Source organism: Tardiphaga sp. 768_D3_N2_1 (assembly GCF_052076105.1).
Lineage (GTDB): Bacteria > Pseudomonadota > Alphaproteobacteria > Rhizobiales > Xanthobacteraceae > Tardiphaga.
Genome location: NZ_CP197245.1, coordinates 4535112 through 4560208, shown reverse-complemented (window position 1 = coordinate 4560208; position 25097 = coordinate 4535112). Strand labels below are relative to the sequence as shown.

Here is a 25097-nt window from a genome sequence, read left to right as displayed (position 1 = left end):
CTGGACCCATGACCTTCACGCTTCCCAACCTGCCTTACGCTTATGACGCGCTCGCGCCGCATATGTCGAAGGAAACGCTGGAATTCCATCACGATAAGCACCATCAGGCTTACGTGACCAATGGCAACAACCTGCTGAAGGGCACCGAATTCGAAGGCAAATCGCTTGAAGAGATCGTGAAGGGCTCGTTCGGCAAGAATGCCGCGCTCTTCAACAATGCCGGCCAACACTACAACCATCTCCACTTCTGGAACTGGATGAAGCCGAACGGCGGTGGCGACAAGCTGCCCGGCCGTCTCGAGAAGAAGATCACCGAGGATCTCGGTGGTCTCGAGAAGTTCAAGACCGATTTCGCCGCTGCAGGCGTCGGCCAGTTCGGCTCCGGCTGGGCCTGGCTCTCGGTCAAGAACGGCAAGCTGGAAATCTCCAAGACCGCCAACGGCGAAAGCCCGCTGGTCCATGGCGCGACCCCGATCCTCGGCGTCGACGTCTGGGAGCACTCCTACTACATCGACTACCGCAACCGTCGTCCCGACTATCTCAAGGCGTTCGTCGATCACCTCGTGAACTGGGACTATGTCGACGAGCAGTTCGGCAAGGCGATCTGATCGCATTCAATTTGCGCCTGATGGCGTGTGGGAAGGGCGGTGGCGCGAGCTACCGCCCTTTTTCGTTATGCTGTCGTATTTGTGCGAGGTGACGCGCTGCCTGCGACTTGCCGCCGCAAGCAGGCTGCGGCAGAACGAATGACGATAGCGGGCCATCAGGGGCGGCAGATATTCAATGAATTACGTTTTGGTTTTCATCGGCGGAGGCCTCGGCGCGACCCTGCGCCATGTCATCAATGTTACCTGCGCGCGGTGCATGGGCACGGGATTCCCGTGGGGCACCTTCATCATCAACGTCACCGGCTCTACCGTGATGGGCCTGATCGCCGGCTACCTCGCTTTCAAGGGCGAGGCCTCGCAGCCATGGCGGCTGTTTCTGATGACCGGCATTCTCGGCGGCTACACAACCTTTTCGGCCTTCTCGCTGGATGCGGCGCTGCTTTATGAGCGCGGCGAACTGGGGCTGGCGGCGGCCTATGTGCTGGGGTCGGTCGTGCTGTCGATCGCCGGGTTGTTTGCCGGCTTGGCGCTGGTTCGCCACTTCGCCTAACCCGCTCCCGGGCTTGCGATATGTTATAATATAACATACATATAAGCGAGGTGCCTTTGGCGCCGCGGTTTCATTGGCTCAGGCCCGATTTCATGGCGCATTCCCATTCTCACGGTCATGACCACTCCCATGGTCACGCGCACGGCCTTGGTCATACCCACAGTCATGGGCCTGCCAGCCCGCATCCGGCCCAGCCTGCGCCTTGGTCGATCCTGCGCATGACATTGCCGGCACGTGTCGGCGCCGCTCTGGCGGTCTCCGCAGCGCTCTGGGCGGTGGTTCTGCTGGCGATGAGGCCGTCATGAGCGCGCAGCTTTCATTTCGGGACGTCACGCTGGGCTATGACCGCCATCCGGCGGTGCATCACCTCAATGGCGAGATCGCGGCGGGCAGCCTTCTCGCGGTGGTCGGTCCTAATGGCGCCGGCAAGTCAACGTTGTTTCGCGGCATCGTCGGCATTCTGAAGCCGCTGACCGGTGCGATCATGCTGGGTGAGTTGAAGGCGCGCGATATCGCCTATCTGCCGCAGAGCGTCGATATCGACCGGACGTTCCCGATTTCGGTATTCGATTTCGTCGGCACAGGCCTTTGGCGCACGACTGGCATCTTCGGTGGCCTCGGCAAAAAAGCACGCGCGCAAATCGCGCAGGCGCTGGCTGCTGTCGGCCTCAACGGTTTCGAGAACCGCAATATCGGCACACTATCCGGCGGCCAGATGCAGCGCATGCTGTTCGCGCGCGTGCTGCTGCAGGATGCGCGGGTGATCGTGCTCGACGAGCCGTTTAATGCCATCGACGCCAAGACATCGGCGGATCTGATTGCGCTGGTTCGTCACTGGCACGCGGAAAAGCGAACGGTACTGGCGGCGCTGCACGATATGGATATGGTGCGCGCGCATTTTCCGGAAACTCTGCTGCTGGCGCGTGGCTCGGTGGCCTGGGGGGCAACGCAGCAGGTGTTGACGGCGGATAACCTGCTTGAAGCGCGGCGCATGTGCGAAGCTTTCGACGACGGCGCCGGCACCTGCGTCGTCGATACCACACATTCGCAGGCGGCCTGATCGACATGCTTTATGATGTGCTGATCGCGCCATTCCTTGAATTCGAATTCATGCGCCGCGCGCTGGCCGGTGTGGTCGCGCTGGCACTTGGCGGTGCGCCGATCGGCGTGTTCCTGATGCTGCGGCGGATGAGCCTTGTGGGCGATGCGATGGCGCATGCCATCCTGCCAGGGGCGGCCATAGGCTTCCTGTTCTCCGGGCTCAATCTGTTTGCGATGACGTTTGGCGGCCTGATTGCCGGCTTTTCAGTCGCGCTGCTCGCGGGTCTCGTTTCGCGCGTAACGGTCATCAAGGAAGATGCGTCGCTTGCAGCCTTCTATCTCGTATCACTGGCAGTCGGCGTCACGATCGTTTCGATGCGCGGCACCAATATCGATCTGCTGCATGTGCTGTTCGGCAATATTCTCGCGCTGGACGACCAGACGCTGCTGGTGATCGCCTTCAACGCGACGATCACGCTGCTGGTGATGGCCGTGATCTATCGCCCGCTGGTGATCGAATGCGTCGACCCGGTGTTTCTGCGCACGGTCTCGCGTGCTGGCGCACCTGCGCATCTCGCATTCCTCGCGCTGGTCGTCGTCAATCTCGTCAACGGCTTTCATGCGCTCGGCACGCTGCTTGCGGTGGGCCTGATGATCCTTCCTGCTGGCATCGCGCGGTTCTGGTCGCGCGATATCACGGGGATGATGATGATCTCCGTCGCGAGCGCAATGATCTCCGGTTACGTCGGTTTGGTGCTGTCGTTCCAGACCAAGGTGCCGTCCGGCCCCGCGATTATCCTCGTCGCCGCGGTGCTCTACGTATTTTCGGTTTTGTTCGGCAATGTCAGTGGCTTGGTGAGGCAGTTATTCCCCGGCCGTCATCTTGAGGCGTAGTTGTGTCAGTCTTGCGGAAATCCAGCGTATTCGCTCTCTGTGCTGCTCTATCGCTGCTCAGCGCGATCGTTCCCGCGCGTGCACAGGACAAGATCCACATCGTCGCCAGTTTTTCCATCCTGGGTGACTTCGTCCGCAATGTCGGCGGCGAGCGAGTCGCTGTGACGACCTTGGTTGGCCCGAATGGTGATGCGCATGTCTACACACCGACGCCGCAAGACGCGAAAAAGATCGCCGATGCGAAGCTTGTAGTGGTCAACGGTCTGGGCTTTGAAGGCTGGCTGCCGCGGCTGGTGAAATCCTCCGGCGGCAAGGCGACAATCGTCACTGCAAGCCGGGGCATCGCACCGCGTAAGCTCGATTCGCATGAAGATCCGCATGCGTGGCAGTCCGTGGACAATGCCAGAATTTACGTCACCAATATTCGCGATGCGCTGGCCAAGGTCGATCCGGCCGGTGCGGACGCCTACAAGGCGAACGCTGAGGCTTATCTCGCGAAGCTGGCCATCCTCGATAATGACGTGAAGGCCGCTGTCGCCAGCATTCCCGAGGCCCGCCGTAAGGTGATCTCGACCCATGACGCCTTCGGATATTTCGCGGCGGCCTATGGCATCGAATTCATTGCGCCGCAGGGCGTTTCGACGGATTCCGAGCCCAGCGCCAAGGATATTGCCGTCATCATCACCCAGCTGAAGCTCTCGAAAATTCCGGCTGTTTTTCTGGAAAATATTGCCGATCCTCGGCTGATGCGCCGGATTGCCGCCGAGACCGGGGCAAAAATCGGCGGAACGCTGTATTCCGATAGCCTGACGGCCGAAAACGGCGACGCCCCCACTTACATTGACATGGTCAGGCACAATATAAAGGCGCTGACGAGCGCGCTGACCAGTTAGCGCAGGGGCACCCCTGCTGCCGGCGCTGCCAAGTCCCTGAAAAGACCCCGCCGGAGTGATCATGTCTGAAGCGACTGCCAACAAAATTCCCGTGACCGTGCTGACCGGCTATCTCGGCGCCGGTAAGACCACGCTGCTGAATCGCATTCTGTCGGAAAACCACGGCAAGAAATACGCGGTCATCGTCAACGAATTCGGCGAGATCGGGATCGACAACGATCTCATCATCGGCGCAGACGAAGAAGTGTTTGAGATGAACAACGGCTGCGTCTGTTGCACCGTGCGCGGCGATCTCGTGCGCATTCTCGATGGCCTGATGAAGCGGAAGGGCAAGTTCGACGCCATCATCGTCGAGACGACCGGCCTGGCCGATCCCGCGCCGGTGGCGCAGACCTTCTTCGTCGACGAGGACGTGCAGGCAAATGCGCGGCTCGATGCGGTGGTCACCGTAGCCGATGCCAAATGGCTGAGCGACCGTCTCAAGGACGCGCCGGAAGCCAAGAACCAGATCGCCTTCGCCGATGTCATCGTGCTGAACAAGGTCGATCTCGTGTCGAAGCCCGAGCTCGCCGAAGTCGAGGCGCGCATCCGCGCGATCAACCCCTATGCCAAGCTGCACAAGACCGAGCGCGCGCAGGTGAAGCTGTCCGACGTGCTGGAACGCGGCGCTTTCGATCTCGATCGCATTCTGGAGATCGAGCCTGAGTTTCTCAGCGCAGATGACGGTCACGATCATCACCATGACCACGATCACGGTCATCACCACCACCATGATCATGACCATGGTCACGGATTGAAGCACTATCACGACGAGGACATGCAATCGCTGTCGCTGCGTACCGACAAGGCGCTCGATGCATCGAGCTTCATGCCGTGGCTGCAGGACCTGATGGCCAAGGAGGGCGGCAAGATCCTGCGCTCGAAGGGTATCCTGTCCTTCTCCGGCGATGATGATCGCTATGTTTTCCAGGGCGTGCACATGATGCTGGAAGGCGATCACCAGCGGCCGTGGAAGGATGGCGAGAAGCGCGAGAGCCGTCTCGTCTTTATCGGTCGCGATCTGCCCGAGCAGCTGATCCGCGACGGTTTCGAAAAAGTCATCCCGTCCTGATGTCCGATTTCAATCCACTGCAGGAGCAGGAATCCATCGTCTCGGTCACCGACCGTGTCGTGCCGGTGGCCATTGGCGCGGGTGTCACCGCCGTGCATTTTCTCGGCGACAAGGCCGCCTTTGTCGGTGCCGAGGAGAAGGTCACATTGGTCGATCCGGCAGGCGCCATGTCGCCCGTCGAGGTCGCCTTTGGCGGCATCCTATGCTCGACCTCCGACGGCAAGCGCATCGTGATGGGCTGCGACGACGGCAAGGTTGTCGTGCTCGATCGCGACGGCGTGGTCTCGACCTTTGCTACCGACGCCAAACGGCGCTGGATCGACAGCGTTGCCCTGCATCTCGACGGCGCCGTGGCGTGGTCGGCGGGCAAGACAGCTTTCGTGCAAGCGCCGAAAGGTGAGGTGAAATCCTTCGAGGTGCCATCGACGGTTGGCGGTCTGGCATTTGCCCCCAAGGGGCTCCGGCTTGCGATCGCGCATTACAACGGCGTGACGCTGTGGTTTCCCAACATGGCCGGCAATGCGGAAGTGCTGGAATGGGCGGGTTCGCATCTCGGCGTGACTTTCAGCCCGGACAACAAGTTTCTGGTCACTGCGATGCATGAGCCGGCGCTGCATGGCTGGCGCCTCGTGGACGGCAAGCACATGCGCATGACCGGCTATCCCGCACGTGTGCGCTCCATCGCCTGGAGCGCCGGCGGCAAGGGCCTCGCGACCTCGGGAGCAGATACGGTCATCATCTGGCCGTTCGCGAGCAAGGACGGCCCGATGGGCAAGGAGCCGGCGATGCTGGCGCCCCTCAAGGCCAAGGTCACCATGGTGGCCTGCCACCCCAAGCAGGACATCCTGGCTGCCGGCTACAGCGATGGCACCATCCTGATGGTCCGCATTACCGACGGTGCGGAGATTCTGGTGCGTGCCAACAAGGGGCAGCCTGTCAGCGCGCTGGCCTGGAATGCCAAGGGCACGCTGCTGGCCTTTGCCGATCAGGACGGCGACGCGGGGCTGCTGGAGCTGTAGCTCTTTCACCTCTCCCCCGGTGCGAAGCGAAGCTTCGCTAGAGGGAGGGGGAGTTCATAACGGTCGGTGCGAGGCGGCATTGTCATCCGCCCGTCACTTCCTGTACGCATGCAGGCATCATGCGATTTCTGGCGACATTTCAGACTTACGACTTCCTCGACACGTTGCTCAGCCTGGCGACCGCCTTTGTGCTGGGCACGCTGATCGGCGCCGAGCGGCAATATCGCCAGCGCACTGCGGGCCTGCGCACCAATGTGCTGGTGGCAGTGGGGGCTGCCGCCTTCGTCGATCTTGCGATGCAACTGGCCGACGCGGACGGTGCTGTCCGCGTCATCGCCTATGTGGTCTCCGGCATCGGCTTCCTCGGCGCCGGCGTGATCATGAAAGAAGGCACCAATGTCAGCGGCCTCAATACGGCGGCGACGCTGTGGGGGTCGGCTGCAGTCGGCTCCTGCGCCGGCGCGGACATGATCGCGCAGGCAATCGCGCTGACCGTCTTCGTGCTGGCCGGCAACACGCTGCTGCGGCCGCTGGTCAATGCGATCAATCGCTCGCCACTGGACGCGAAGTCCTCCGAAGCGACTTACTATGTGCGGCTTGCGGTTTCGCCGGACGTCGTCTCCGACATGCGCGAGCGGTTGCAGGAAGCACTGGAAGCTGCGAAGTACCCCGTCGGTGATGTCGATGTCATCGAGCAGAGCGAGACCCAGCAGGAGATCGTGGCCACGCTGGTCTCGACCGCGGTGGATCCCAAAGAACTGGACGCGGTCGCCGCCAAACTCGAGGTGCTGCCCGGCGTGCGCAATGCGACCTGGGACGTCAGTACCAAGGACTAGCGACTTTCTGGCACGGGAACCTTGTGGGCCGGGCCCCGTTGTCACCGCAGACAAATCGCGGTGAATGCCATGACGAAGATATACGTGCCTCGGAAACAGCTCGTGCTCGCGGCCTTGGCGCTCGCAGCGGTGTCCGGCATGTCGACCTCGGTCATGGCGAGACTCACTTTGACCCCACCGCCGGCGCGACTGGCGCAGGCGACACCGCCACTGCAGTCGACGCCGGGCGCCGAGAGTAAGCCAGCAGCACCGTCTGAGCCGGCGACAACCGGCCAGCGTCCTCAGGAGACCCCGCCGCAGCCGGCTCGCCCGGATGCGGAAGCGCGCGATGCCGGCGCCAAACCGGCGCTGCCGCCCGCGCCAGCCGAGAAGGTCGCGCCGCCGATCACGGCGAAGTAAGGCGCTGCCCGCAATCTGGTCTCGCTCATTTCACATGCCGCCCCCATACTCCCCGGCAACAAGATCACAGGGGGCTGCATATGAAGATCGATGACGTCCGACGCAACGCCTATTCGATGCCGCTGACCAATCCGTCGTTTCCGCCCGGGCCCTACAAATTCTACGACCGCGAATATTTCATCATCAGCTATCGCACCGACATGGAAGCGCTGCAGGCCGTCGTGCCGGAGCCGCTCGAAATCGTCGACAATATCGTGAAATACGAATTCATCCGCATGCCGGATTCCACCGGCTTCGGCGACTACACCGAAACCGGGCAGGCGATCCCGGTGCGCCTCAATGGCGTCGAGGGCGTCTATATCCACTCGATGTATCTCGACGACGATGCGCCGATCGCCGGCGGGCGCGAGCTCTGGGGCTTTCCGAAGAAGCGCGCGACGCCAAAGATCGCGGTGGAGAGCGACGTGCTGGTCGGCACGCTGCATTACGGCTCGGTGCTCTGTGCGTCAGGCACCATGGGCTACAAACATCGCCCGGTGGATCATGGCACAGTGATGCACGCGCTGCAGGTGCCGAACTTTATTCTCAAGATCATCCCGCATGTGGATGGCTCGCCGCGGATCTGCGAGCTGGTGCGGTATCACCTCGAAGAGATCAATCTGAAGGAAGCCTGGACGGGCCCCGCCGCGCTCGGGCTGTTTCCTCATGCGCTGGCGGATGTGGCGCGCCTGCCGGTACGGGAGGTCGTATCGGCGCTGCACTTCAAGTGCGACCTGACGCTGGGATTGGGCGACGTGGCGTTCGATTATCTGGCGCAGAAGTAGCAGCACGTCGCAAGTAACGGACTGCAGAAGAATGCCGATCGATCAGGAAGTGTGCATCATCTGCGCACCTTCAGCGATGCTGCGTAAGGTTGAGTAATTTAATTTGACATTTTATGGTTGTTGCCGGACAATTTTATTTTATTGCGAAATTGATTTTCAGGAGAATTGGGATGGATCGTCGTCGCTTTCTCGTGTCAGCAGGCATTGCCGCTGCGTCCCCGATATTCCCGGCATTGGCGCAAACGCCAGCCGCTTCGCCGCCAGCCGCAATGCCTGACATCACTATCATCAGCGCTTTACCGCCTTTACCCGCAGATCTTGCTGACAAGGCCGCACAGCCGCCAGCAGGTTTCGGTGAGCTCACACCTGTTGGCACTGCACCGCCGACGTCAGCTGAAGTGGATAAGGCTTACGACCTTCTGATCAATTCACCGATTGGTGGAGCACCGATCGATGTCGCGCAATATTTTCTCGCGGTCGGAGCCGGGGCGTATGGCGAGGACCTTCGTCCGTTCGCGCGCGAATGGCCGGTGCGGGCAAATCCGATGATCATGCATTTTTTTACGTCAACCCAGACGAAGCCCGAAGGTGACGTGACGGCGTGGTGCGCGGCATTCATGAACTGGTGTTTGTTGCGGGCGCGCGCCAAGAATGTCGACCAGATCGGAAGCGGGGCGGCTGGCTACATCAAAAAAGGCAAGGCATTCACGCCTGAAAGTCTGAAGCAATACAGTACCAACAGCGCAAGTTCAGGGTCATTTCGCTGCTGGAAGCCGATCTCTGCTCCGAAGCGGGGGGATATCGTTGTTCTCAAAAACGCAGGTACGGACAATCTGACGAGAGCCTGCCAGGGGACCGGACACGTTACATTTTTCGTCAAGGTCCCGTCTCCGGGCCTGGTGCAGGTGATTGGCGGCAATCAGAGCCAATCGGGAAGCAACGGCGCGATTACCGTCGCGAACATGTCGACCCAGCCCGGCAGCAGATTCATGAAATACGTTTCGTCTGTGAAAGATGTTCAGCCGAGGGCGTGATGACATGTGCAGGCTCACACTTCCACTGATCGGAATTGGCCTCGTACTTTCGACAGCCTGTCGTGCATCGGAACCGTCGGCCTATGAAAATGTGATCGCCAGCCTGTTCCGGCAGGCGATCGTCAAGATTGACGTGAGCAGCACCACTCCTGTCTTCAAGGAGAACGAGAAGCAGGAGAAGGTCAATATCTGCAAGTCGGAAGGCACGGGGTTCCTGGTCAATGCCAATCATGTCGTGACTGCGGAGCACGTCTATCTGCTGGCTCCGGAGTGCGGCGAGCGAAACATCGTCGTCAAATCGAAGAAGAACAATCTTCAGAAGCTTGCAGAGGTGGTCGCTGCCAAGGATGATGTAGGGCTATTGAAAGTCGATAGCGATTTTCCTGCCGAGATGTGTGCGCTTGGTCTGGTGAAGCAGGATGTCTATGGCACCCAGGCGATCCGGTTCGGCATACCTGGAGGATGGGATCAACCGGGGCCTCCGGCTGGCGTCAGGATCGATGAGAAGGATGGTTCATTTGCTCCGCTCACCCTTCTGGCGCCTGCCATTACCGAGAGGGGCGAGAGTGGCGGACCCGTCATCTATCTGTTCAATGTTGTTGGACTGACGCGGGCACGGCATACCCAGTATGTCGGATACAGCTTCATGACGGCTGCAAGCGTGATCCGTGCGCTGATGGCCGCGAAGGGAGTTCAGCCATCGGGGCATATCTGCAATCCCGTGGAAGCCAGCATGTGGACCAACATCAATCAGTCTCTTCCCGGCGGGCTATTTGGAGGGAATAACTCCATTTTCAAAGGGAGCGTCATTGGATCCATCAAGTTGGACCAGCAGCTATCCGCTCACACATCAGCGATCATGCCCGATATCTTTAAAGGTATCGGGAAGACAATCAGCGCATCGACACTCAACGTGAATCCAAGTCCAGCGGGGACCGATGTGTCAATCCAGGGCCAGTTTAACTCGAAACCGGAGTACAATGACGTTCTGGGCAAAGCCACACGCACGACTGACGAGGTTTCATCCGAGATGCGAGAGACACTATGGAAGGCTTACGTCACGGAGGCCGACAAAAATGGAAAATGGAAGGATGCAGTTATCCCGCCACGCTCCCAAAAGCCTCCACCCGTGCTCGCAAGGTAGTCTTGGCACTGCACTTCAAGTGTGATCTGACGCCGGGATTGGGCGAAGCGGCGTTCGCGCCCGGAATGACGAGTGGGCTGAAACAAAAAAGGCGGCAATGCTCTGGCACTGCCGCCTTCGTCTCTATTCATTCAGTCTGAACGACAGATCAGCGCACCAGCACGTTCTTGAACTGCCACGGATCGCTCGTGTCGATATCTTCCGGGAACAGACCCGGGCGACCTTCCAGCGGCGTCCAGTCCGTGTAGTAGCCTTTTACCGGGCCGAGATATGGCGTCTGGATCTCCAGCAGGCGCTGGAAGTCGATTTCGTCGGCCTCGACGATTCCTTCATTCGGGTGCTCCAGTGCCCACACCATGCCGCCGAGCACGGCAGAGGTCACCTGCAGGCCGGTGGCGTTCTGATAGGGCGCGAGTTCGCGTGTCTCCTCGATGGAGAGCTGCGAGCCGAACCAGTAGGCATTCTTGCCATGGCCGTAGAGAAGGACGCCGAGTTCGTCGATGCCGTCGACGATTTCGTTCTCGTCGAGGATGTGATGCTTCTCCTGCATCTTGCCGGAGCCGAACATCTCGTGCAGCGAGAGCACGGCGTCATCCGCGGGGTGATAGGCATAGTGGCAGGTCGGCCGGAATACCGCGGTGCCCGATGCGTCACGCACCGTGAAGTAATCGGAGATCGAGATCGACTCGTTGTGGGTGACGAGGAAGCCGTATTGCGCGCCGCGCGTCGGGCACCAGGTGCGCACGCGCGTATTGGCGCCGGGCTGCATCAGGTAGATCGCAGCGCCGCAGCCGGCCTCGTGGGTGTGGGCATTTTCCGGCATCCACTTTTCATGGGTGCCCCAGCCGAGTTCGGACGGCTGCACGCCTTCCGAGAGGAAGCCTTCCACCGACCAGGTGTTCACGAACACCTCTGGCGGCTTCGGTGACTTGGAGCGTTGCGTGTCGCGCTCGGCGATGTGGACGCCCTTGATGCCGGCCTGCCGCATCAGGTCCGCCCATTCGGCCTTGGTCTTCGGCTGCGGGGCATTGAGCTTCAGATCGGACGCGACATTCAGCAGCGCCTGCTTGACGAAGAAGGAGACCATGCCGGGATTGGCGCCGCAGCAGGAGACGGCCGTGGTCGAGCCGGGCTTGCGCGCCTTCTTGGCGGCCAGCGTCGTCTCGCGCAAAGCGTAGTTAGAACGTGCGGCCGCACCCTTCGAGGCATCGAAATAGAAGCCGAGCCAGGGCTCGTTGACCGTGTCGATATAGAGTGCGCCGAGTTCGTTGCAGAGCTCCATAATGTCGACGGAGCCGGTATCGACCGACAGGTTGACGCAAAACGCCTGGCCGCCGCCTTCGGTGAGCAGCGGCGTCAGCAGCTCGCGATAATTTTCCCGGGTGAGGCCCTGCTGGATGAAGCGCAGGCCATGCTTGTCGCACAGCGCCTTGCGGCCCTCGTCCTTGGGATCGAGCACGGTAATGCGCGACTTGTCGTAATCGAGATGCCGCTCGATCATCGGTACCATGCCTTTGCCGATCGAGCCGAAGCCGACCATCACGATGGGGCCAGTGATCTTCGCGTAGATCTGCGAGGCGGGGGATGAGGACATCAGCTTCTAACTCCAGACAGGATCAAGATGAACGCGCTGCGTCGTGCGCGGTTGGGAAAGGACAGTGACGATGTGACACCAGAATGAAATTTCGGGAATGAAATCTCGATGCCAGTATTAAGTGCAGCTCAGCGCATGCCAACCCAGAGAACGGTCAGCGAACGTGGTTCCCCCGAGGGCGTCTCGAATGTAATGGACTGCCCCGCAGAAAGGCCGATAAGCGCGGCTCCGATCGGGGTCAATACCGAAATTCGCCCGGCGTCCACGTCGGCGGAGGTCGGATAGACCAGTGTGACGTGTTTTTCCTGCCCGCTGATATCGTCGCGGAACGTCACGTTGGACTCCATGCCGACGATCCCGGACAATGGATGAGTATCAGGCACGATCGTTGCGCGCTCAACTTCGCCGGCCAGAAAGTCGGCGGTCACGGGGTACTTCTCTGCAGCGGCCTCGGCCAGTACGCCGAGACGCTCGCAGTCACTGCGGCGGAGTGTGATGGGCGGCAGCTCAGAGCGAAGGGAATGGATCATGGGTTTCACAGCCAAATGACGCCCGTGCGCAAAGCGCCCGAGCATTCCAAAATGATAAGGATGCTGAAATCGAACAAGCCCGGACGGCACGCGCGCGTGCGCCCGGGTCACATTCCTGCTTGAAGGTGACCGGCGCGGAGCAGTAAGCGGTTGCGGGGCAGGTTCGTCATGATGGCCGAAACCTATGTATCCTGCAGTGAAAGTCAACCGGCGCGCCGTTGATAGCAACGACGTCCAACGAGTGTGTCTGACGCGCGGTTGACGATTAGCTGCGGCGCTTGGCGGTTACTTCGATTTCGACTTTCATCTCGGGCTTGTAGAGCCCGGCGACCACGAGGAGCGTGGCTGCGGGCCTGATCTCGCCAAGATGGGTACCCGTCACCGCGAACACCTTGTCGGCGTCGCTGGCGTCCGTGATGTAGTAGACCGCACGCACGATATCGGCCAAGGCAAAGCCGGCCTCCTTCAGTGCGGCTTCAATCGTCTTGAAGCAGTTCTGTGTCTGTGCCGTGACGTCGGCCGGCAAGACCATGGTGCTGTAATCGTAGCCGGTGGTCCCGGATACGAAGCAGAAGTCGCCGTCGACCACCGCGCGGCTATAGCCGGCGATCTTCTCGAATGGCGATCCGGTGGAAATCAGTTCGCGCGTCATTGCCTGGCCCTCCTGCGGAGATGAGCCCCGCAATGCCGTGTCTCGGTGGTCAAATCAAGCTGCGTGGGCCAGATCGGCGGCCGCGGCAGCAGAGCGGACCCGCTTACCGCTTCCCAGGATGATGCCACGCGCGCCATCGAGCGCGCCGGGCTTCAGTTCGAGGCCGAGCAGGCGGTCGCGCTCGAACGGGCCGGGCAGTGCCAGATCGGCCATTTTCCGGGGCATGAAGCCGAAGCGGGCGTAATAGGGCGCGTCACCGAGCAGCACGATGGCGCCGTGGCCGCGCGCCGAGGCCTCGGCGATCGCGTGATTCATCAACGCGGCGCCAAGGCCAAGGTCGCGGACTCCCGGATCGACCGCCAGGGGGCCAAGCATCAATGCAGCTCGGCCCCCGGCGTCGACATGCCAAAGCCTGATCGTGCCGACCAGCCGGCCCTGATGCACCACCGAGAAGGCGAGACCTTCAGCGGGCAGTCGTCCGTCACGCAGTCGCTGGCAGGTGCGGGCATGGCGCGAAGCGCCGAAGCACACATCCAGCAGAGATTCACGGGCGGCGACGTCGGAGCCACGTTCCGCACGGATCTCGTACGAAGAGGCTGCGATGGGCAGGGCAACAGTGTTGTTAGTGGCGGTCTCGTGCAGATCGGTCATGGCATGTCGGTCCCCACTCCGTTTTTCAGGCGGAGTGTTGTCATCCAGAATGGAAGGTGACGGGATGAGAGCCGGCGGGCCGGCTCTCCGATTAGTCATATCCGGGGCAGGGTCCGGATATAGGGAGCGAAGTCAGATTTACAACGCTCAGATATGGAAGGTGCGCAGCGGCGGGAAGCCGTTGAATGCCACCGCCGAGTAAGTCGACGTATAGGCGCCGGTGCCTTCGATCAGCAGCTTGTCGCCGATCTCGAGAGTCACGGGCAACGGATACGGCAGCTTCTCATACATCACGTCGGCCGAATCGCAGGTCGGGCCGGCGAGTACGCAGGGCGTCATCTCGGCGCCGTCATGCGGCGTCTTGATGGCGTAGCGGATCGACTCGTCCATCGTCTCGGCGAGACCGCCGAACTTGCCGATGTCGAGATACACCCAGCGCACATCGTCCTCGTCGCTCTTCTTCGAGATCAGAACGACTTCGGTCTCAATGATGCCGGCATTGCCCACCATGCCGCGACCCGGCTCGATGATGGTCTCCGGGATCGCGTTGCCGAAATGCTTGCGCAACGCGCGGAAGATCGAGCGGCCGTACTGCACGACCGCCGGGACTTCCTTAAGGTACTTGGTCGGGAAGCCACCGCCCATATTGACCATGGATAGGTTGATCCCGCGCTCGGCGCAGTCACGGAACACGGACGAGGCCATCGCCAGCGCACGGTCCCATGCCTTCACCTTGCGCTGCTGCGAGCCGACATGGAACGAAATGCCATAGGGCTCCAGGCCAAGGCGCTTGGCGAGATCCAGCACGTCGACAGCCATTTCCGGATCACAGCCGAACTTGCGCGACAGCGGCCACTCGGCGCCGGCGCAATCGTAGAGGATGCGGCAGAACACGCGGGCACCTGGAGCAGCGCGCGCAATCTTCTCGACCTCGGCGGCGCAATCGACCGAGAACAGGCCGATGCCGAGCGCGTGGGCGCGCGCGATGTCGCGCTCCTTCTTGATGGTGTTGCCGAAGGAGATGCGATCCGGGGTGGCGCCGGCGGCCAGTGCCATCTGGATTTCCTGCACCGATGCGCAGTCGAAGCATGAGCCCATCGAGGCCAGCAGCGACAGCACTTCCGGCGCCGGGTTTGCCTTCACCGCATAGAACACGCGGCTGTCGGGCAAAGCCTTTGCAAAGCTCTGGAAGTTGTCGCGCACGACTTCGAGGTCGACAACGAGACACGGCTCGACATCGGTGCCCTCGTTGCGGCGGGCGCGGAGGAATTCCTGGATACGTTCGGTCATAGCACTCTCCCAAACGGCCCGGCTCAGGGACACGTTCAAAAAATGATGACGGTTCAGCGCCTTCGGACCCAGACACGCGATGGAAGCGTGGCAAAGCCAAAAGTACAGACCGTAAGTGCTGCCGTGGATTGGTTGGGAGTGACCCTACCGCACACCTGGCAATGAAGGACAAGCCTCTTCGGTATTCGCGCTGGCTGTTGGAAAGCCAGCAGAGACCAAAAAAGCCCGCTCCGTCGTTGCTTTAAGTCGCGTCCCCCGTTGAGAACGAGGTGCGCCGGTTCGCCTCCGGCTGCCAGTCACGGTTGCAAAGAACAAAGTCACCTTCAACGGCATCTCTGGAGAGAGATGCTGGCCTTTCGCAAAACTCTCTGGAGAAGAGAATTTGGAACGACCCTCGGCTTCTTCATCCCTTGGCGGCTGTCCGGCCTCTTGTCCGGATACCTACCGACTGACACACGACCACAGGCACGTGCGAAATTGGGCAAGACGGGAAATAGGTTCTTTGACCCTGGCGCGCAACAATTTTTTTGGGCTGTGGGGCATTTTATTCAACACCATCCCGCAGCGTTGCAAACGAGACGCACTCAGCGAGCTCGACATGAACGGATGTTAAGTTCGGTTAAGAAATTGGCGCGGTCTGAGGCTGGTCCGAAGTGCTGAACTACACCAGCGTCATGGTACTGTAGTCGTCTTCTCTTGCGGCTGTCATCTCGCTCTCGTCGACGTCCTCCGTGAAGGCGGAGGATCCCGTAAACGCTGTAGCTAGCGATGAATCGCGAACAGTTCAGTTACTGATTCGCCTGGTTCAAGGACGCAATTGCGAGTCAGGCCGGGCGACGACAGTTGGCTGTGACGAAGCCGGAGAGTGGAGCAGCAGCGCGAGCGCGCAGCAATCAGCCGCGGCGGGTGAACGGCTCGATCCGCGCTGCGGTGCGCAGGAAGGCGACCATGATGGCGACGCCGCACAGGAACAGGCAGACCTGCAGGATGTGCTCGCCCGTGGTGGAAAGGCCGAACAGGATCGACAGCGCCCAGCCGCCCGCGAAGGCGGCGCCGAACACTTCCGCGCCGATCAGGATCGCCGCCGAGATGACGGTGATGACGCTGGGCCAGTAGATGCGGCGAGGGGCGATGGAGGTGGTCATAATCTCAAGGTCCTGTTTCGGGCCGCAATCTAACGAAAAAGCCTGCTGCGGCAAGCACTAAAGGGCCCAAAAAAGCCCCATCGCGTGGTATAGATCGACGCATTCTCTGGGCTTTAAAGCAGGATTTCTTATGTCAGAAACGTCGGTCTCGCCGGTTGCGTCGAAAGGTCTCGAAAATCCGCTGCTCAAGGCCTGGACGACCCCGTTCGAGACCCCGCCGTTCGATGAGATCAAGCCCGAGCACTTCATGCCGGCTTTCGAACAGGCGTTTTTCGACCATTCAGCCGAAATCGCGGCGATCGTGAACGATCCTGCCACGCCGGATTTCGCCAACACCATTACGGCGCTGGAGCGCTCCGGCAAGCTGCTGAGCAAGGTCGCGTCGGTGTTCTACGATCTCGTCTCCGCTCATTCGAATCCGGTCATTCTGGAAATCGACAAGGATGTGTCGTCGCGGATGGCGCGGCACTGGAATCCGATCATGATGAATGCCGTGCTGTTTGGCCGCATCGTGGCGCTGCACGATAGGCGCGCCGAGCTCGGCCTCACCACCGAGCAGATGCGGCTGCTGGAGCGGACCTATACTCGCTTCCATCGCTCGGGCGCTGGCCTCGACGAGACCGCGAAAGCGCGTATGGCGGAGATTAACGAGCGCCTGGCGCATCTCGGCACCACTTTTAGCCATCATTTGCTCGGCGACGAGCAGGAATGGTTCATGGAGCTCGGCGAGGGCGATCTCGACGGTCTTGCCGAGAGCTTCGTCGCCTCTGCCAGGGCCTCGGCCGACGAGCGCGGCATGACCGGCAAGGCGGTCATCACCACGTCGCGCTCCTCGATGGAGCCGTTTCTGAAGAGCTCGGCGCGGCGCGACCTGCGCGAGAAGGCCTACAAGGCCTTCATCCAGCGCGGCAACAACGGCAATGCCAACGACAACAACGAAACCATCGTCGAAATCCTGAAGCTGCGCGAGGAGACCGCGAAGATCCTGGGCTTCGCGACCTTCGCGGCCTATCGGCTGGAAGATTCAATGGCGAAGACGCCGGAGGCCGTGCGCGGCTTGCTGGAGCGGGTGTGGAAGCCGGCACGCGCACGTGCATTGGCCGACCGTGACGCGTTGCAGGAGCTGATCGCGGAGGAGGGTGGCAACTTCAAGCTCGCTGCCTGGGATTGGCGCTATTACGCCGAGAAGCTGCGCCAGCGCCGCGCCAATTTCGACGATGCGGCGATCAAGCCGTATCTGACCCTCGACAACATGATCGCGGCGCAGTTCGACACCGCGACCCGGCTGTTCGGCATCACGTTTGCCGAGCGCAAGGACGTGCCGGTCTGGCATCCGGACGTCCGCGTCTGGGAGGTCAAGGATGCCTCGGGCGCGCTCAAGGCGATCTTCTATGGCGACTATTTCGCGCGGCCGTCGAAGCGCTCTGGCGCCTGGATGACCTCGCTGCGCGACCAGCAGAAGCTCGATGGCGAGGTGGCGCCGCTGGTGTTGAACATCTGCAACTTCGCCAAGGGCACCGATGGCCAGCCGTCATTGCTGTCGCCGGACGATGCGCGGACGCTGTTCCATGAATTCGGCCATGGCCTGCACGGGATGCTGTCCAACGTCACCTATCCCTCGCTGTCGGGCACGTCGGTGTTCACCGACTTTGTCGAACTGCCGTCGCAGCTCTATGAACACTGGCAGGAGCAGCCGCAGGTGCTGCAGACCTTCGCCAAGCACTATCAGACCGGTGAGCCGCTGCCCGACGATCTGCTCAAGCGCTTCATTGCCGCCCGCAAATTCAACCAGGGCTTTGCCACGGTGGAGTTCGTGTCCTCGGCGCTGATCGATCTCGAATTCCATACCCAGCCGGCCTCGGCGAGCGCCGACGTGGCGGCCTTCGAGAAGAGGGAGCTGGAGAAAATCGGCATGCCCGAGGAGATCGCGCTGCGACATCGCCCGACCCAGTTCGGCCACATCTTCTCCGGCGATCACTACGCGTCCGGCTACTATAGCTACATGTGGTCCGAAGTGATGGATGCGGACGCCTTCGGCGCCTTCGAGGAAGCCGGCAACATCTTCGATCCAACGGTGGCCAAGCGACTTCATGACGACATCTATTCGTCGGGCGGTTCGGTCGACCCCGAAGCGGCCTATATTGCCTTCCGCGGTCGTGCACCGGCGCCCGATGCGCTGCTCAGACGTCGTGGGCTGCTGGAAGAGCCTGAAGCTGCGTAAGGTGATGCCGCTGATGAACCGTTTTCTCAATCTGATTGCGATTGTTGCCGTGTTGGCGGGGTGTATCACCGCAGCCTCCGCTCATCCGCATGTCTTCGTCACGGCATCGAGCGAGCTGATTTACGCTCCCGATGGCACCATCACAGGTGTACGTCATGCCTGGGTGTTCGACGATATGTTCTCGACCTATGCGCTGCAGGGGATCGAGAGCAAGACCAAGGGCGTCTATACCCGCGAGGAGCTGGCGCCGTTGGCTCAGACCAATGTGGAGTCGCTGAAGGAATTCGCCTTCTTCACCTTCGCCAAGGTCGAGGGCAAGAAGCAGCGCTTCAACGACCCCGTCGACTACTATCTGGAGAAGCGCGACGCCGCTCTGGTGCTGCACTTCACGCTGCCGTTCAAGACGCCGTTCAAGGCGAAGAAGATGGAGCTGGAAATCTTCGACCCGAGCTTCTTCGTCGATTTTGGCCTCGAGAAGAAAGATCCGATCAAACTGGCTGGTGCGCCGTCGACCTGCACGATGGCGATCCAGCGCCCGTCGGACGGCGCCGCCAAGGCGCAGACTATGAATGAAGACACCTTCATGAATGGCGAGAACAGCAATTACGGCGCCATGTTCGCCAACAAGATCACGGTCGATTGCCCATGATGTTCGAGAAAATGACGATGCGCCGCGTGCTGTTGGCCGGTGCCGTGCTGGCCGTCACGTCAGTGATCGCCGATGGTGCGCTGCATGATGTGTTGGCCCAAAATCCGTTCGGGGCGCCGAAAGGCGTGTCGGATTCGCGGGTCGGCGGCATCATCGGTTGGTTGCTCACCAAGCAGTCCGAATTCTATCGCGAGATGTCTGCGACCATCCGTGCTGCCAAATCCGACGGCAGCGCGGTGTGGACGCTGCTGGCGATTTCCTTTGCCTACGGCATCTTCCACGCCGCCGGTCCCGGCCACGGCAAGGCGGTGATCTCATCCTATCTGGTCGCCAATGAAGAGACCGCGAGACGCGGTATCGTGCTGTCCTTCGTCTCGGCGCTGATGCAAGCGCTGGTGGCGGTGCTGATCGTCGGCATTGGCGCGTGGCTGCTGAATGTCACAGCCAAAACCATGTGCAGCACCGAGCGTTGGGTGGAAATCGCGAGTTACGGTCTGATCGCGGCCTTCGGCGCGCGGCTGGTCTGGAGCAAGGGGCGCGGGTTCTTCCGCGCCTTGCGGCCGTCGCTGCCGGCTGCGGGGGCGCAGCTCGCGGTGGCGCATGCCGGTGCGTCCGCGCATGCGCATGATCATCATCATTCTGACCACCACCATGATCATGGCCACGCGCATTCACATGCCCACGCCCATGTGGCGCATGCCGAAGCCTCCGCGCGTGCTCATGTCCATCATAATCATAGCCATCATGATCACGTCCATGACGAGCATTGCGGCCATTCCCATGGCCCGACGCCGGATCAGCTCGCAGGCCCCGGCGGCTGGGCGCGGGGCTTGTCGGCGGTGTTCACGGTGGGCATCCGGCCTTGTTCGGGCGCGATCCTGGTACTGGTGTTTGCACTGGCGCAGGGCATGTTCTGGGCCGGCATCGCCGCCACCTTCGTGATGGGCCTGGGCACCGCGATTACCGTGGCGACCATTGCCGTCGTCGCCGTCTCCGCCAAGGGTGTCGCCGGCCGCCTGGCTGGTGGACGTGACGGCAGCGGCGCGCTCGTGATGCGCGGGATCGAGTTCGGCGCGGCCGCCCTAGTGATGCTGTTCGGCGTCGGCCTGCTCCTGGGCTATGTTGCGGCTGAACGTGTCACCTGCTTCTGATCGCTATCCGACCCCGCATGGGCAGTCCGTCGTCTTGACAAGGTCCAGCCAAAGCGCGAAGCCACCGGCATCATGACAAATGTCGTTTCCCTTGAGCAGCCATCGGTCCCCTCCCTGGAGATGCCGGAACGCGTCGGCGTCCTGCTGGTCAATCTGGGAACCCCCGACACTGCGGATACTCGCGGCGTGCGCGTTTATCTCCGAGAGTTCCTGTCCGATCCGCGCGTGATCGAGAACCAGGGCCTGCTGTGGAAGCTGATCCTTAACGGCATCATCCTAACCACACGGCCGCGCCGCAAGGCCAAGGACTATCTGAAGATCTGGAACACGGAGAAAAACGAATCTCCGCTGAAGACGATCACCCGCGCGCAGTCGGACAAGCTGGCTGCGTCGCTCGATAGTCACACCCATCTCGTGGTGGACTGGGCGATGCGCTACGGCAATCCCTCCATCCGCTCCGGCATTGCCGAGCTGACGGCGAAGGGGTGCGATCGCATTCTGGTGGTGCCGCTCTATCCGCAATATTCGGCCGCGACATCTGCGACGGTCTGCGACGAAGTGTTCCGCGTTCTCGGCACCATGCGCGCGCAGCCGACGCTGCGGGTCACGCCGCCCTATTATGACGAGCCGGATTATATCGGCGCGCTGGCGACCTCGATCGAGAAGCATCTGGCGACGCTATCATTCGTGCCGGAAATGATTGTGGCGTCGTTCCACGGCATGCCGCAGAAATACATCGACAAGGGCGATCCCTATCAGGCGCAATGCGTGGCCACCACCGAAGCGCTGCGCAAACGGCTTGGGCCGGATGCGCCGAAGCTGCTGCTGACCTTCCAGTCGCGTTTCGGATTCGACGAATGGTTGCAGCCCTATACTGACAAGACGATCGAGCAGCTCGCCAAGGACGGCGTGCATCGCATTGCTGTCGTCATGCCGGGCTTTGCGGCTGACTGTCTGGAGACGTTGGAAGAGATCGCGCAGGAGAATTGCGAGATCTTCATGCACAATGGCGGCGAGCAATTCTCTGCGATCCCCTGCCTTAACGACAGCGACGAGGGCATGGACACGATCCGCCAGTTGGTGCTGCGCGAGCTGCAGGGCTGGATCTAGAGGCCGTCAACCTCTGCCGTCATCGTTGCTTTCTCGCGCAGACGTGACGGCGCTCGCTTTTCCCGGTCTCGAACCTTAAAATCCTCCCCGACGACAAAACAACGAGGCGCGCCATGTGTTGCGCGTCCATTTTGCCGCAGGGAGACTTTGATGTCCGGTTACGACATTTTCGCCATCGCCGTTGTGCTGCTGATCATCTTTACGCTGTTTGCCGGCGTGAAGACCGTACCGCAGGGCTATGACTGGACCATCGAGCGTTTTGGAAAGTTCACGCGTACGCTGTCGCCGGGCCTCAATCTCATCATTCCGTATTTTGATCGCGTCGGTCGCAAGATGAACATGATGGAGCAGGTGATTAGTATTCCCGAACAGGAAGTGATCACCAAGGACAACGCCACGGTGACCGTGGACGGTGTCGCCTTCTTCCAGGTATTCGATGCGGCCAAGGCGAGCTACGAGGTCTCCGATCTCAATCAGGCGATCATCGTGCTGACCATGACCAATATCCGTTCTGTAATGGGCTCGATGGATCTCGATCAGGTGCTGTCGCATCGCGACGAGATCAACGAGCGGCTGTTGCGCGTTGTCGATGCCGCCGTGTCGCCATGGGGTCTCAAGGTCAACCGCATCGAGATCAAGGATATCGTACCGCCGGCCGACCTCGTCGAGGCGATGGGCCGGCAGATGAAAGCCGAGCGCGTCAAGCGCGCCGACATTCTGCAGGCCGAAGGCCAGCGGCAGTCGGAAATTCTCCGTGCCGAAGGCGCCAAGCAGGGCCAGATCCTGCAGGCGGAAGGTCGCCGCGAGGCTGCGTTCCGCGATGCCGAGGCACGCGAGCGTTCCGCAGAGGCCGAAGCGCGTGCGACGCAGATGGTTTCGGAAGCCATTGCCAAGGGAGACGTCGCTGCGCTGAACTACTTCATTGCCGATAAGTACATCAAGGCGTTCGGCCAGCTTGCGGAATCGCCGAACCAGAAAGTGATCATGCTGCCGGTGGAAGCCATGAGCATGCTGGGTTCGCTGGCCGGTATCGGTGAGATCGCCAAGGCAACCTTCGGCGAGAGCGCAGCCTCGGCGCAGGCTGCTGCACGCCGCGGCGGATCGGTGCCGCCGGCCGGTTCTACGCCGCCGTCACCGCAACGTTGAGACCGCTGCAATGGCCGATATGTTTGTTACTTTGGGAACCTGGAACTGGTTGATCTTCGGCGTACTCCTGATGGCGCTGGAGCTGCTGGCGCCCGGCGTCTTCATGTTCTGGCTCGGACTGTCAGCATTTCTTGTCGGCGTGCTGTCATTCATCGTTACGCCGTCCTGGCAGGTGCAGATCCTGCTGTTCGGATTGTTTGCTGCGGCTGCCGTTCCGCTGTGGCGGCGCATCGCGCGTCAGAAGCCTGGCGCCAATCCGAACCCGTTCCTCAACAAGCGCAGCGACGCGCTGGTCGGTCGCGTTTGCACGCTGGACCGGCCGATTATCGACGGCGAGGGCATCGTGCGCATCGACGATACGGTCTGGCGCGTCAGCGGGCCCGATACACCGGCGGGTACGCGGGTGAAGATCGTGAAGGCGGACGGGGCGAGTTTGACGGTGGACGTGGCCTGATCAGTCGGCCGAAAGCGACTTGCTCCATCGCTCCGCGAAGCGGTGCAGCGGCATGAATGTAGCCTGCAACTCCCGCCCTGTATCCGTCAGTCCATAGCCGTCCGGCAGCAACGCGATCAGACCCGCGTCTCTGAGATCGCTCAGACGCGCTTGCAGCACGGTCGGTGAGGCGTCGTCACAGGCTTCGCGTAGCGCCCGCGAGGTCAGGGACCGCTCCCGGAGTTCCCAGAGAATGCGCAATGTCCAGCGCCGGCCCAGCAGGTCGAGCAGCGCCATGATCGGGCGGCCGGAGGTTGAGCCGCGCACGGCGCGTGTGGGCGGCTTGGAAACGGACTTTGCCATCACATTCTCTCTTGCAGGTCGCTACAAAATATGTAGCATGCCGCTACGATTATTGTAGCACGGGAGTTGGCTATGTCACGCGTTGCGCCACTGCAGCCGCCTTACGAGGCTGACATTCAGACGCAGTTCGATGCGATCATGCGTGGTGCGCCACCACTGATGCTGTTTCGCGTGATTGCGGGGCATCCGAGGGCATGGAGCAAGTTTCGTGCAGCTGGCCTCCTCGATCGTGGGCCACTGTCACTGCGCGAGCGCGAGATCGTCATCGATCGTACCTGCGCACTGACCGGCTGCGAATACGAATGGGGCGTCCATATCACGGCTTTTGCAGATGCGGCGAAGCTGACGGATGCGGAGGTGAGGGCGACCGTGAATGACGATGCACAGGCTCCGTGCTGGTCGTCAGCGGAGCAGGCGCTTATCGCGGGCGTCGATGCGTTGCATCACCGCGCCACGCTCAGCGATGCTGAATTCAAGGCGCTTGCCATGCATTACGACGACGCAAAGATCTTCGAGATCATCCTGCTGTGCGGTTTCTATCGCACGGTTTCGTACATCGCGAACGGGTTGGCGCTACCGCTCGAAGCCAACGCGGCAAGGTTTCCGCAGGCTACGAGCTAACGTGGTTTAAGCCACGCCCGCCCGCAGCAGATCGTGCAGATGCACGATGCCGACGGGCTTTCTGGCATCCGTGACCAGCAGCGCGGTGATCTTCGACGAGTTGAGGATTTCCAGCGCCTCGCCGGCGAGCAGGTCGCGGCTGATGGTCTTGGGATTTTTGGTCATGACCTCGTCGACCGACACGGTCATCAAGTCGGCGCGCATGTGACGGCGGAGATCGCCATCGGTGACGATGCCGACCACGTGGCCGTTGCCATCGGTGATGCCGACGCAGCCAAAGCCCTTCGAGGACATTTCCACCAGCGCATCGGACATCTTGGTGCCCAGCGGCTTGAGCGGCACGGCATCGCCTGAATGCATGAGGTCGCGGGTGTATTTCAGCATCGCGCCCAGCTTGCCGCCGGGATGCAGCACGCTGAAATCCACCGAGGTAAAGCCACGGCCCTCCAGCAGCGCGATGGCCAGTGCGTCACCCATTGCCAGCATCATCAGCGACGAGGTCGTAGGCGCGAGATTGTGCGGGCAGGCCTCGCGCGCCTTCGGCAGCGTCAGCGCGACATCGGCGGCCTCGGCCAGTGTCGAGGTGGCTTCAGACGTGATCGCGACTACGCCGATCCTGAAACGCTTGGCATAGGTGATGAGGTTCTTCATCTCCGGCTGCTCACCGGACCAGGACAGCGCCATGATGACGTCGTCGGGCGTAATCATGCCGAGATCGCCATGGCTAGCTTCGGCGGCATGAACGAAAAAGGCGGGTGTGCCGGTCGAAGCGAAGGTCGCGGCGATCTTGCGGCCGATATGGCCGGACTTGCCGAGGCCCGTGATGATCAGGCGGCCCTTGGCCTTGAGGATCAGGTCGGCGGCCGCAACGAAGGCCGGGCCGAGGTCCGACTGCAGAGCGGCAGCCAGCGCGGTGACGCCGCTGGCTTCGGCCTCTAGCGTGCGCAGAGCTGAGGCAATCGCTTCAATGGCCTGATCGCTCATCGCTGCCGTCGTTTTCGTCGGGAGACCGGGTGTCTTGGAGAGGGGCATCAATCGCATCCTGCGGCCGTAAATTGTCCGGCTGTGTCGTCGTCCTCTTAGCACGGCTGGGTCTGCCTGGCGAAACCCCGCCGATCACGATCTCAACGGGCCATTAACCATAAGCGTTTTAACTCCCTTAACCATGAGTTCCCGTGCGCGCCTCCG

28 protein-coding genes are annotated in these 25097 nt (G+C 61.3%); 20 read left to right on the top strand and 8 right to left on the bottom strand.

Annotation, left to right across the window (positions count from 1 at the left end):
• Positions 1-8 precede the first annotated feature (8 nt).
• The 13 genes from AB8A27_RS21375 (at position 9) to AB8A27_RS21315 (ending at position 10353) form a co-directional block, all read left to right on the top strand.
• The gene (locus AB8A27_RS21375; protein ID WP_092145962.1) at positions 9-608 is read left to right on the top strand and encodes a superoxide dismutase; all 600 of its coding nucleotides are present in this window, start codon (positions 9-11) and stop codon (positions 606-608) included.
• Positions 609-783: 175 nt separating this feature from the next.
• Positions 784-1158, top strand: a complete 375-nt coding sequence (gene crcB, locus AB8A27_RS21370) for a fluoride efflux transporter CrcB (RefSeq protein ID WP_441243638.1) — start codon at positions 784-786, stop codon at positions 1156-1158.
• 92 nt (positions 1159-1250) lie between these two features.
• Complete coding sequence (locus AB8A27_RS21365) at positions 1251-1463, top strand: hypothetical protein (RefSeq protein ID WP_092145958.1); 213 nt, start codon at positions 1251-1253, stop codon at positions 1461-1463.
• Positions 1460-2218 (top strand): metal ABC transporter ATP-binding protein, encoded by a 759-nt coding sequence (locus AB8A27_RS21360; protein WP_441243637.1) that lies wholly within the window; start codon positions 1460-1462, stop codon positions 2216-2218. Before AB8A27_RS21365 ends, AB8A27_RS21360 begins: the two co-directional genes overlap by 4 nt.
• A 5-nt stretch (positions 2219-2223) precedes the next feature.
• Positions 2224-3093, top strand: a complete 870-nt coding sequence (locus AB8A27_RS21355; protein ID WP_441243636.1) for a metal ABC transporter permease — start codon at positions 2224-2226, stop codon at positions 3091-3093.
• A gap of 2 nt (positions 3094-3095) precedes the next feature.
• Positions 3096-3986: a metal ABC transporter substrate-binding protein gene (locus tag AB8A27_RS21350; RefSeq protein ID WP_441243635.1), complete on the top strand. Its 891-nt coding sequence runs from the start codon at positions 3096-3098 to the stop codon at positions 3984-3986.
• Positions 3987-4047: 61 nt separating this feature from the next.
• Positions 4048-5097 carry a CobW family GTP-binding protein gene (locus AB8A27_RS21345; RefSeq protein ID WP_441243634.1) on the top strand — a complete coding sequence of 350 codons (1050 nt, stop codon included), beginning with the start codon at positions 4048-4050 and terminating at the stop codon, positions 5095-5097.
• Positions 5097-6116 (top strand): WD40 repeat domain-containing protein, encoded by a 1020-nt coding sequence (locus AB8A27_RS21340; RefSeq protein ID WP_441243633.1) that lies wholly within the window; start codon positions 5097-5099, stop codon positions 6114-6116. The genes AB8A27_RS21345 and AB8A27_RS21340 overlap by 1 nt, the downstream gene beginning before the upstream one ends.
• 119 nt (positions 6117-6235) lie before the next feature.
• Positions 6236-6952 (top strand): MgtC/SapB family protein, encoded by a 717-nt coding sequence (locus AB8A27_RS21335; protein WP_441243632.1) that lies wholly within the window; start codon positions 6236-6238, stop codon positions 6950-6952.
• Between the two features lie 69 nt (positions 6953-7021).
• Positions 7022-7351 (top strand): hypothetical protein, encoded by a 330-nt coding sequence (locus tag AB8A27_RS21330; RefSeq protein ID WP_441243631.1) that lies wholly within the window; start codon positions 7022-7024, stop codon positions 7349-7351.
• A gap of 80 nt (positions 7352-7431) precedes the next feature.
• Positions 7432-8175 (top strand): acetoacetate decarboxylase, encoded by a 744-nt coding sequence (locus tag AB8A27_RS21325; RefSeq protein ID WP_441243630.1) that lies wholly within the window; start codon positions 7432-7434, stop codon positions 8173-8175.
• 113 nt (positions 8176-8288) lie between these two features.
• Entirely contained in the window at positions 8289-9209 is a 921-nt protein-coding gene (locus tag AB8A27_RS21320) for a CHAP domain-containing protein (protein WP_441243629.1), read from the top strand.
• A 4-nt stretch (positions 9210-9213) separates the two neighbouring features.
• The gene (locus AB8A27_RS21315; RefSeq protein ID WP_441243628.1) at positions 9214-10353 is read left to right on the top strand and encodes a S1 family peptidase; all 1140 of its coding nucleotides are present in this window, start codon (positions 9214-9216) and stop codon (positions 10351-10353) included.
• Positions 10354-10501: 148 nt separating this feature from the next.
• On the opposite strand, the gene AB8A27_RS21310 is transcribed toward AB8A27_RS21315, so the two are convergent.
• From AB8A27_RS21310 to AB8A27_RS21285, 6 genes are all read right to left on the bottom strand, one after another.
• The gene (locus tag AB8A27_RS21310; protein WP_441243627.1) at positions 10502-11947 is read right to left on the bottom strand and encodes a homospermidine synthase; all 1446 of its coding nucleotides are present in this window, start codon (positions 11945-11947) and stop codon (positions 10502-10504) included.
• 128 nt (positions 11948-12075) lie between these two features.
• Complete coding sequence (rnk, locus tag AB8A27_RS21305) at positions 12076-12477, bottom strand: nucleoside diphosphate kinase regulator (protein WP_441243626.1); 402 nt, start codon at positions 12475-12477, stop codon at positions 12076-12078.
• Positions 12478-12742: 265 nt separating this feature from the next.
• Positions 12743-13129 (bottom strand): RidA family protein, encoded by a 387-nt coding sequence (locus AB8A27_RS21300; RefSeq protein ID WP_441243625.1) that lies wholly within the window; start codon positions 13127-13129, stop codon positions 12743-12745.
• Positions 13130-13183: 54 nt separating this feature from the next.
• Entirely contained in the window at positions 13184-13780 is a 597-nt protein-coding gene (locus AB8A27_RS21295; protein WP_441243624.1) for a GNAT family N-acetyltransferase, read from the bottom strand.
• Between the two features lie 147 nt (positions 13781-13927).
• On the bottom strand, positions 13928-15070 hold the full coding sequence (locus AB8A27_RS21290) for a type III PLP-dependent enzyme (RefSeq protein ID WP_441243623.1): 1143 nt from the start codon (positions 15068-15070) through the stop codon (positions 13928-13930).
• Between the two features lie 893 nt (positions 15071-15963).
• Positions 15964-16215, bottom strand: coding sequence for a hypothetical protein (locus tag AB8A27_RS21285; protein WP_441243622.1), 252 nt, complete (start codon positions 16213-16215; stop codon positions 15964-15966).
• A gap of 130 nt (positions 16216-16345) precedes the next feature.
• Here AB8A27_RS21285 and AB8A27_RS21280 point away from each other — a divergent pair, with 130 nt between their 5' ends.
• From AB8A27_RS21280 to AB8A27_RS21255, 6 genes are all read left to right on the top strand, one after another.
• Positions 16346-18436: a M3 family metallopeptidase gene (locus tag AB8A27_RS21280; RefSeq protein WP_441243621.1), complete on the top strand. Its 2091-nt coding sequence runs from the start codon at positions 16346-16348 to the stop codon at positions 18434-18436.
• A 13-nt stretch (positions 18437-18449) separates the two neighbouring features.
• Positions 18450-19085, top strand: coding sequence for a DUF1007 family protein (locus AB8A27_RS21275; protein WP_441243620.1), 636 nt, complete (start codon positions 18450-18452; stop codon positions 19083-19085).
• Positions 19085-20236 (top strand): nickel/cobalt transporter, encoded by a 1152-nt coding sequence (locus AB8A27_RS21270; RefSeq protein WP_441244977.1) that lies wholly within the window; start codon positions 19085-19087, stop codon positions 20234-20236. Before AB8A27_RS21275 ends, AB8A27_RS21270 begins: the two co-directional genes overlap by 1 nt.
• 72 nt (positions 20237-20308) lie before the next feature.
• A complete protein-coding gene (gene hemH / locus AB8A27_RS21265) occupies positions 20309-21346 on the top strand; it encodes a ferrochelatase (protein ID WP_441243619.1) in 1038 nt (345 codons plus the stop codon).
• Positions 21347-21496: 150 nt separating this feature from the next.
• Positions 21497-22492, top strand: a complete 996-nt coding sequence (locus AB8A27_RS21260; protein ID WP_441243618.1) for an SPFH domain-containing protein — start codon at positions 21497-21499, stop codon at positions 22490-22492.
• A gap of 10 nt (positions 22493-22502) precedes the next feature.
• Positions 22503-22946: an NfeD family protein gene (locus AB8A27_RS21255; protein ID WP_441243617.1), complete on the top strand. Its 444-nt coding sequence runs from the start codon at positions 22503-22505 to the stop codon at positions 22944-22946.
• Here the strand turns inward: AB8A27_RS21255 and AB8A27_RS21250 are convergent, their stop codons facing one another.
• The gene (locus AB8A27_RS21250) at positions 22947-23288 is read right to left on the bottom strand and encodes a winged helix-turn-helix transcriptional regulator (RefSeq protein ID WP_092145922.1); all 342 of its coding nucleotides are present in this window, start codon (positions 23286-23288) and stop codon (positions 22947-22949) included. It abuts the gene before it with no gap.
• A gap of 72 nt (positions 23289-23360) precedes the next feature.
• Between AB8A27_RS21250 and AB8A27_RS21245 the strand changes: the two genes are divergently transcribed.
• Complete coding sequence (locus tag AB8A27_RS21245) at positions 23361-23909, top strand: carboxymuconolactone decarboxylase family protein (protein WP_441243616.1); 549 nt, start codon at positions 23361-23363, stop codon at positions 23907-23909.
• 6 nt (positions 23910-23915) lie between these two features.
• Here the strand turns inward: AB8A27_RS21245 and AB8A27_RS21240 are convergent, their stop codons facing one another.
• Positions 23916-24941 carry a KpsF/GutQ family sugar-phosphate isomerase gene (locus AB8A27_RS21240; protein WP_441243615.1) on the bottom strand — a complete coding sequence of 342 codons (1026 nt, stop codon included), beginning with the start codon at positions 24939-24941 and terminating at the stop codon, positions 23916-23918.
• Positions 24942-25097: the final 156 nt, after the last annotated feature.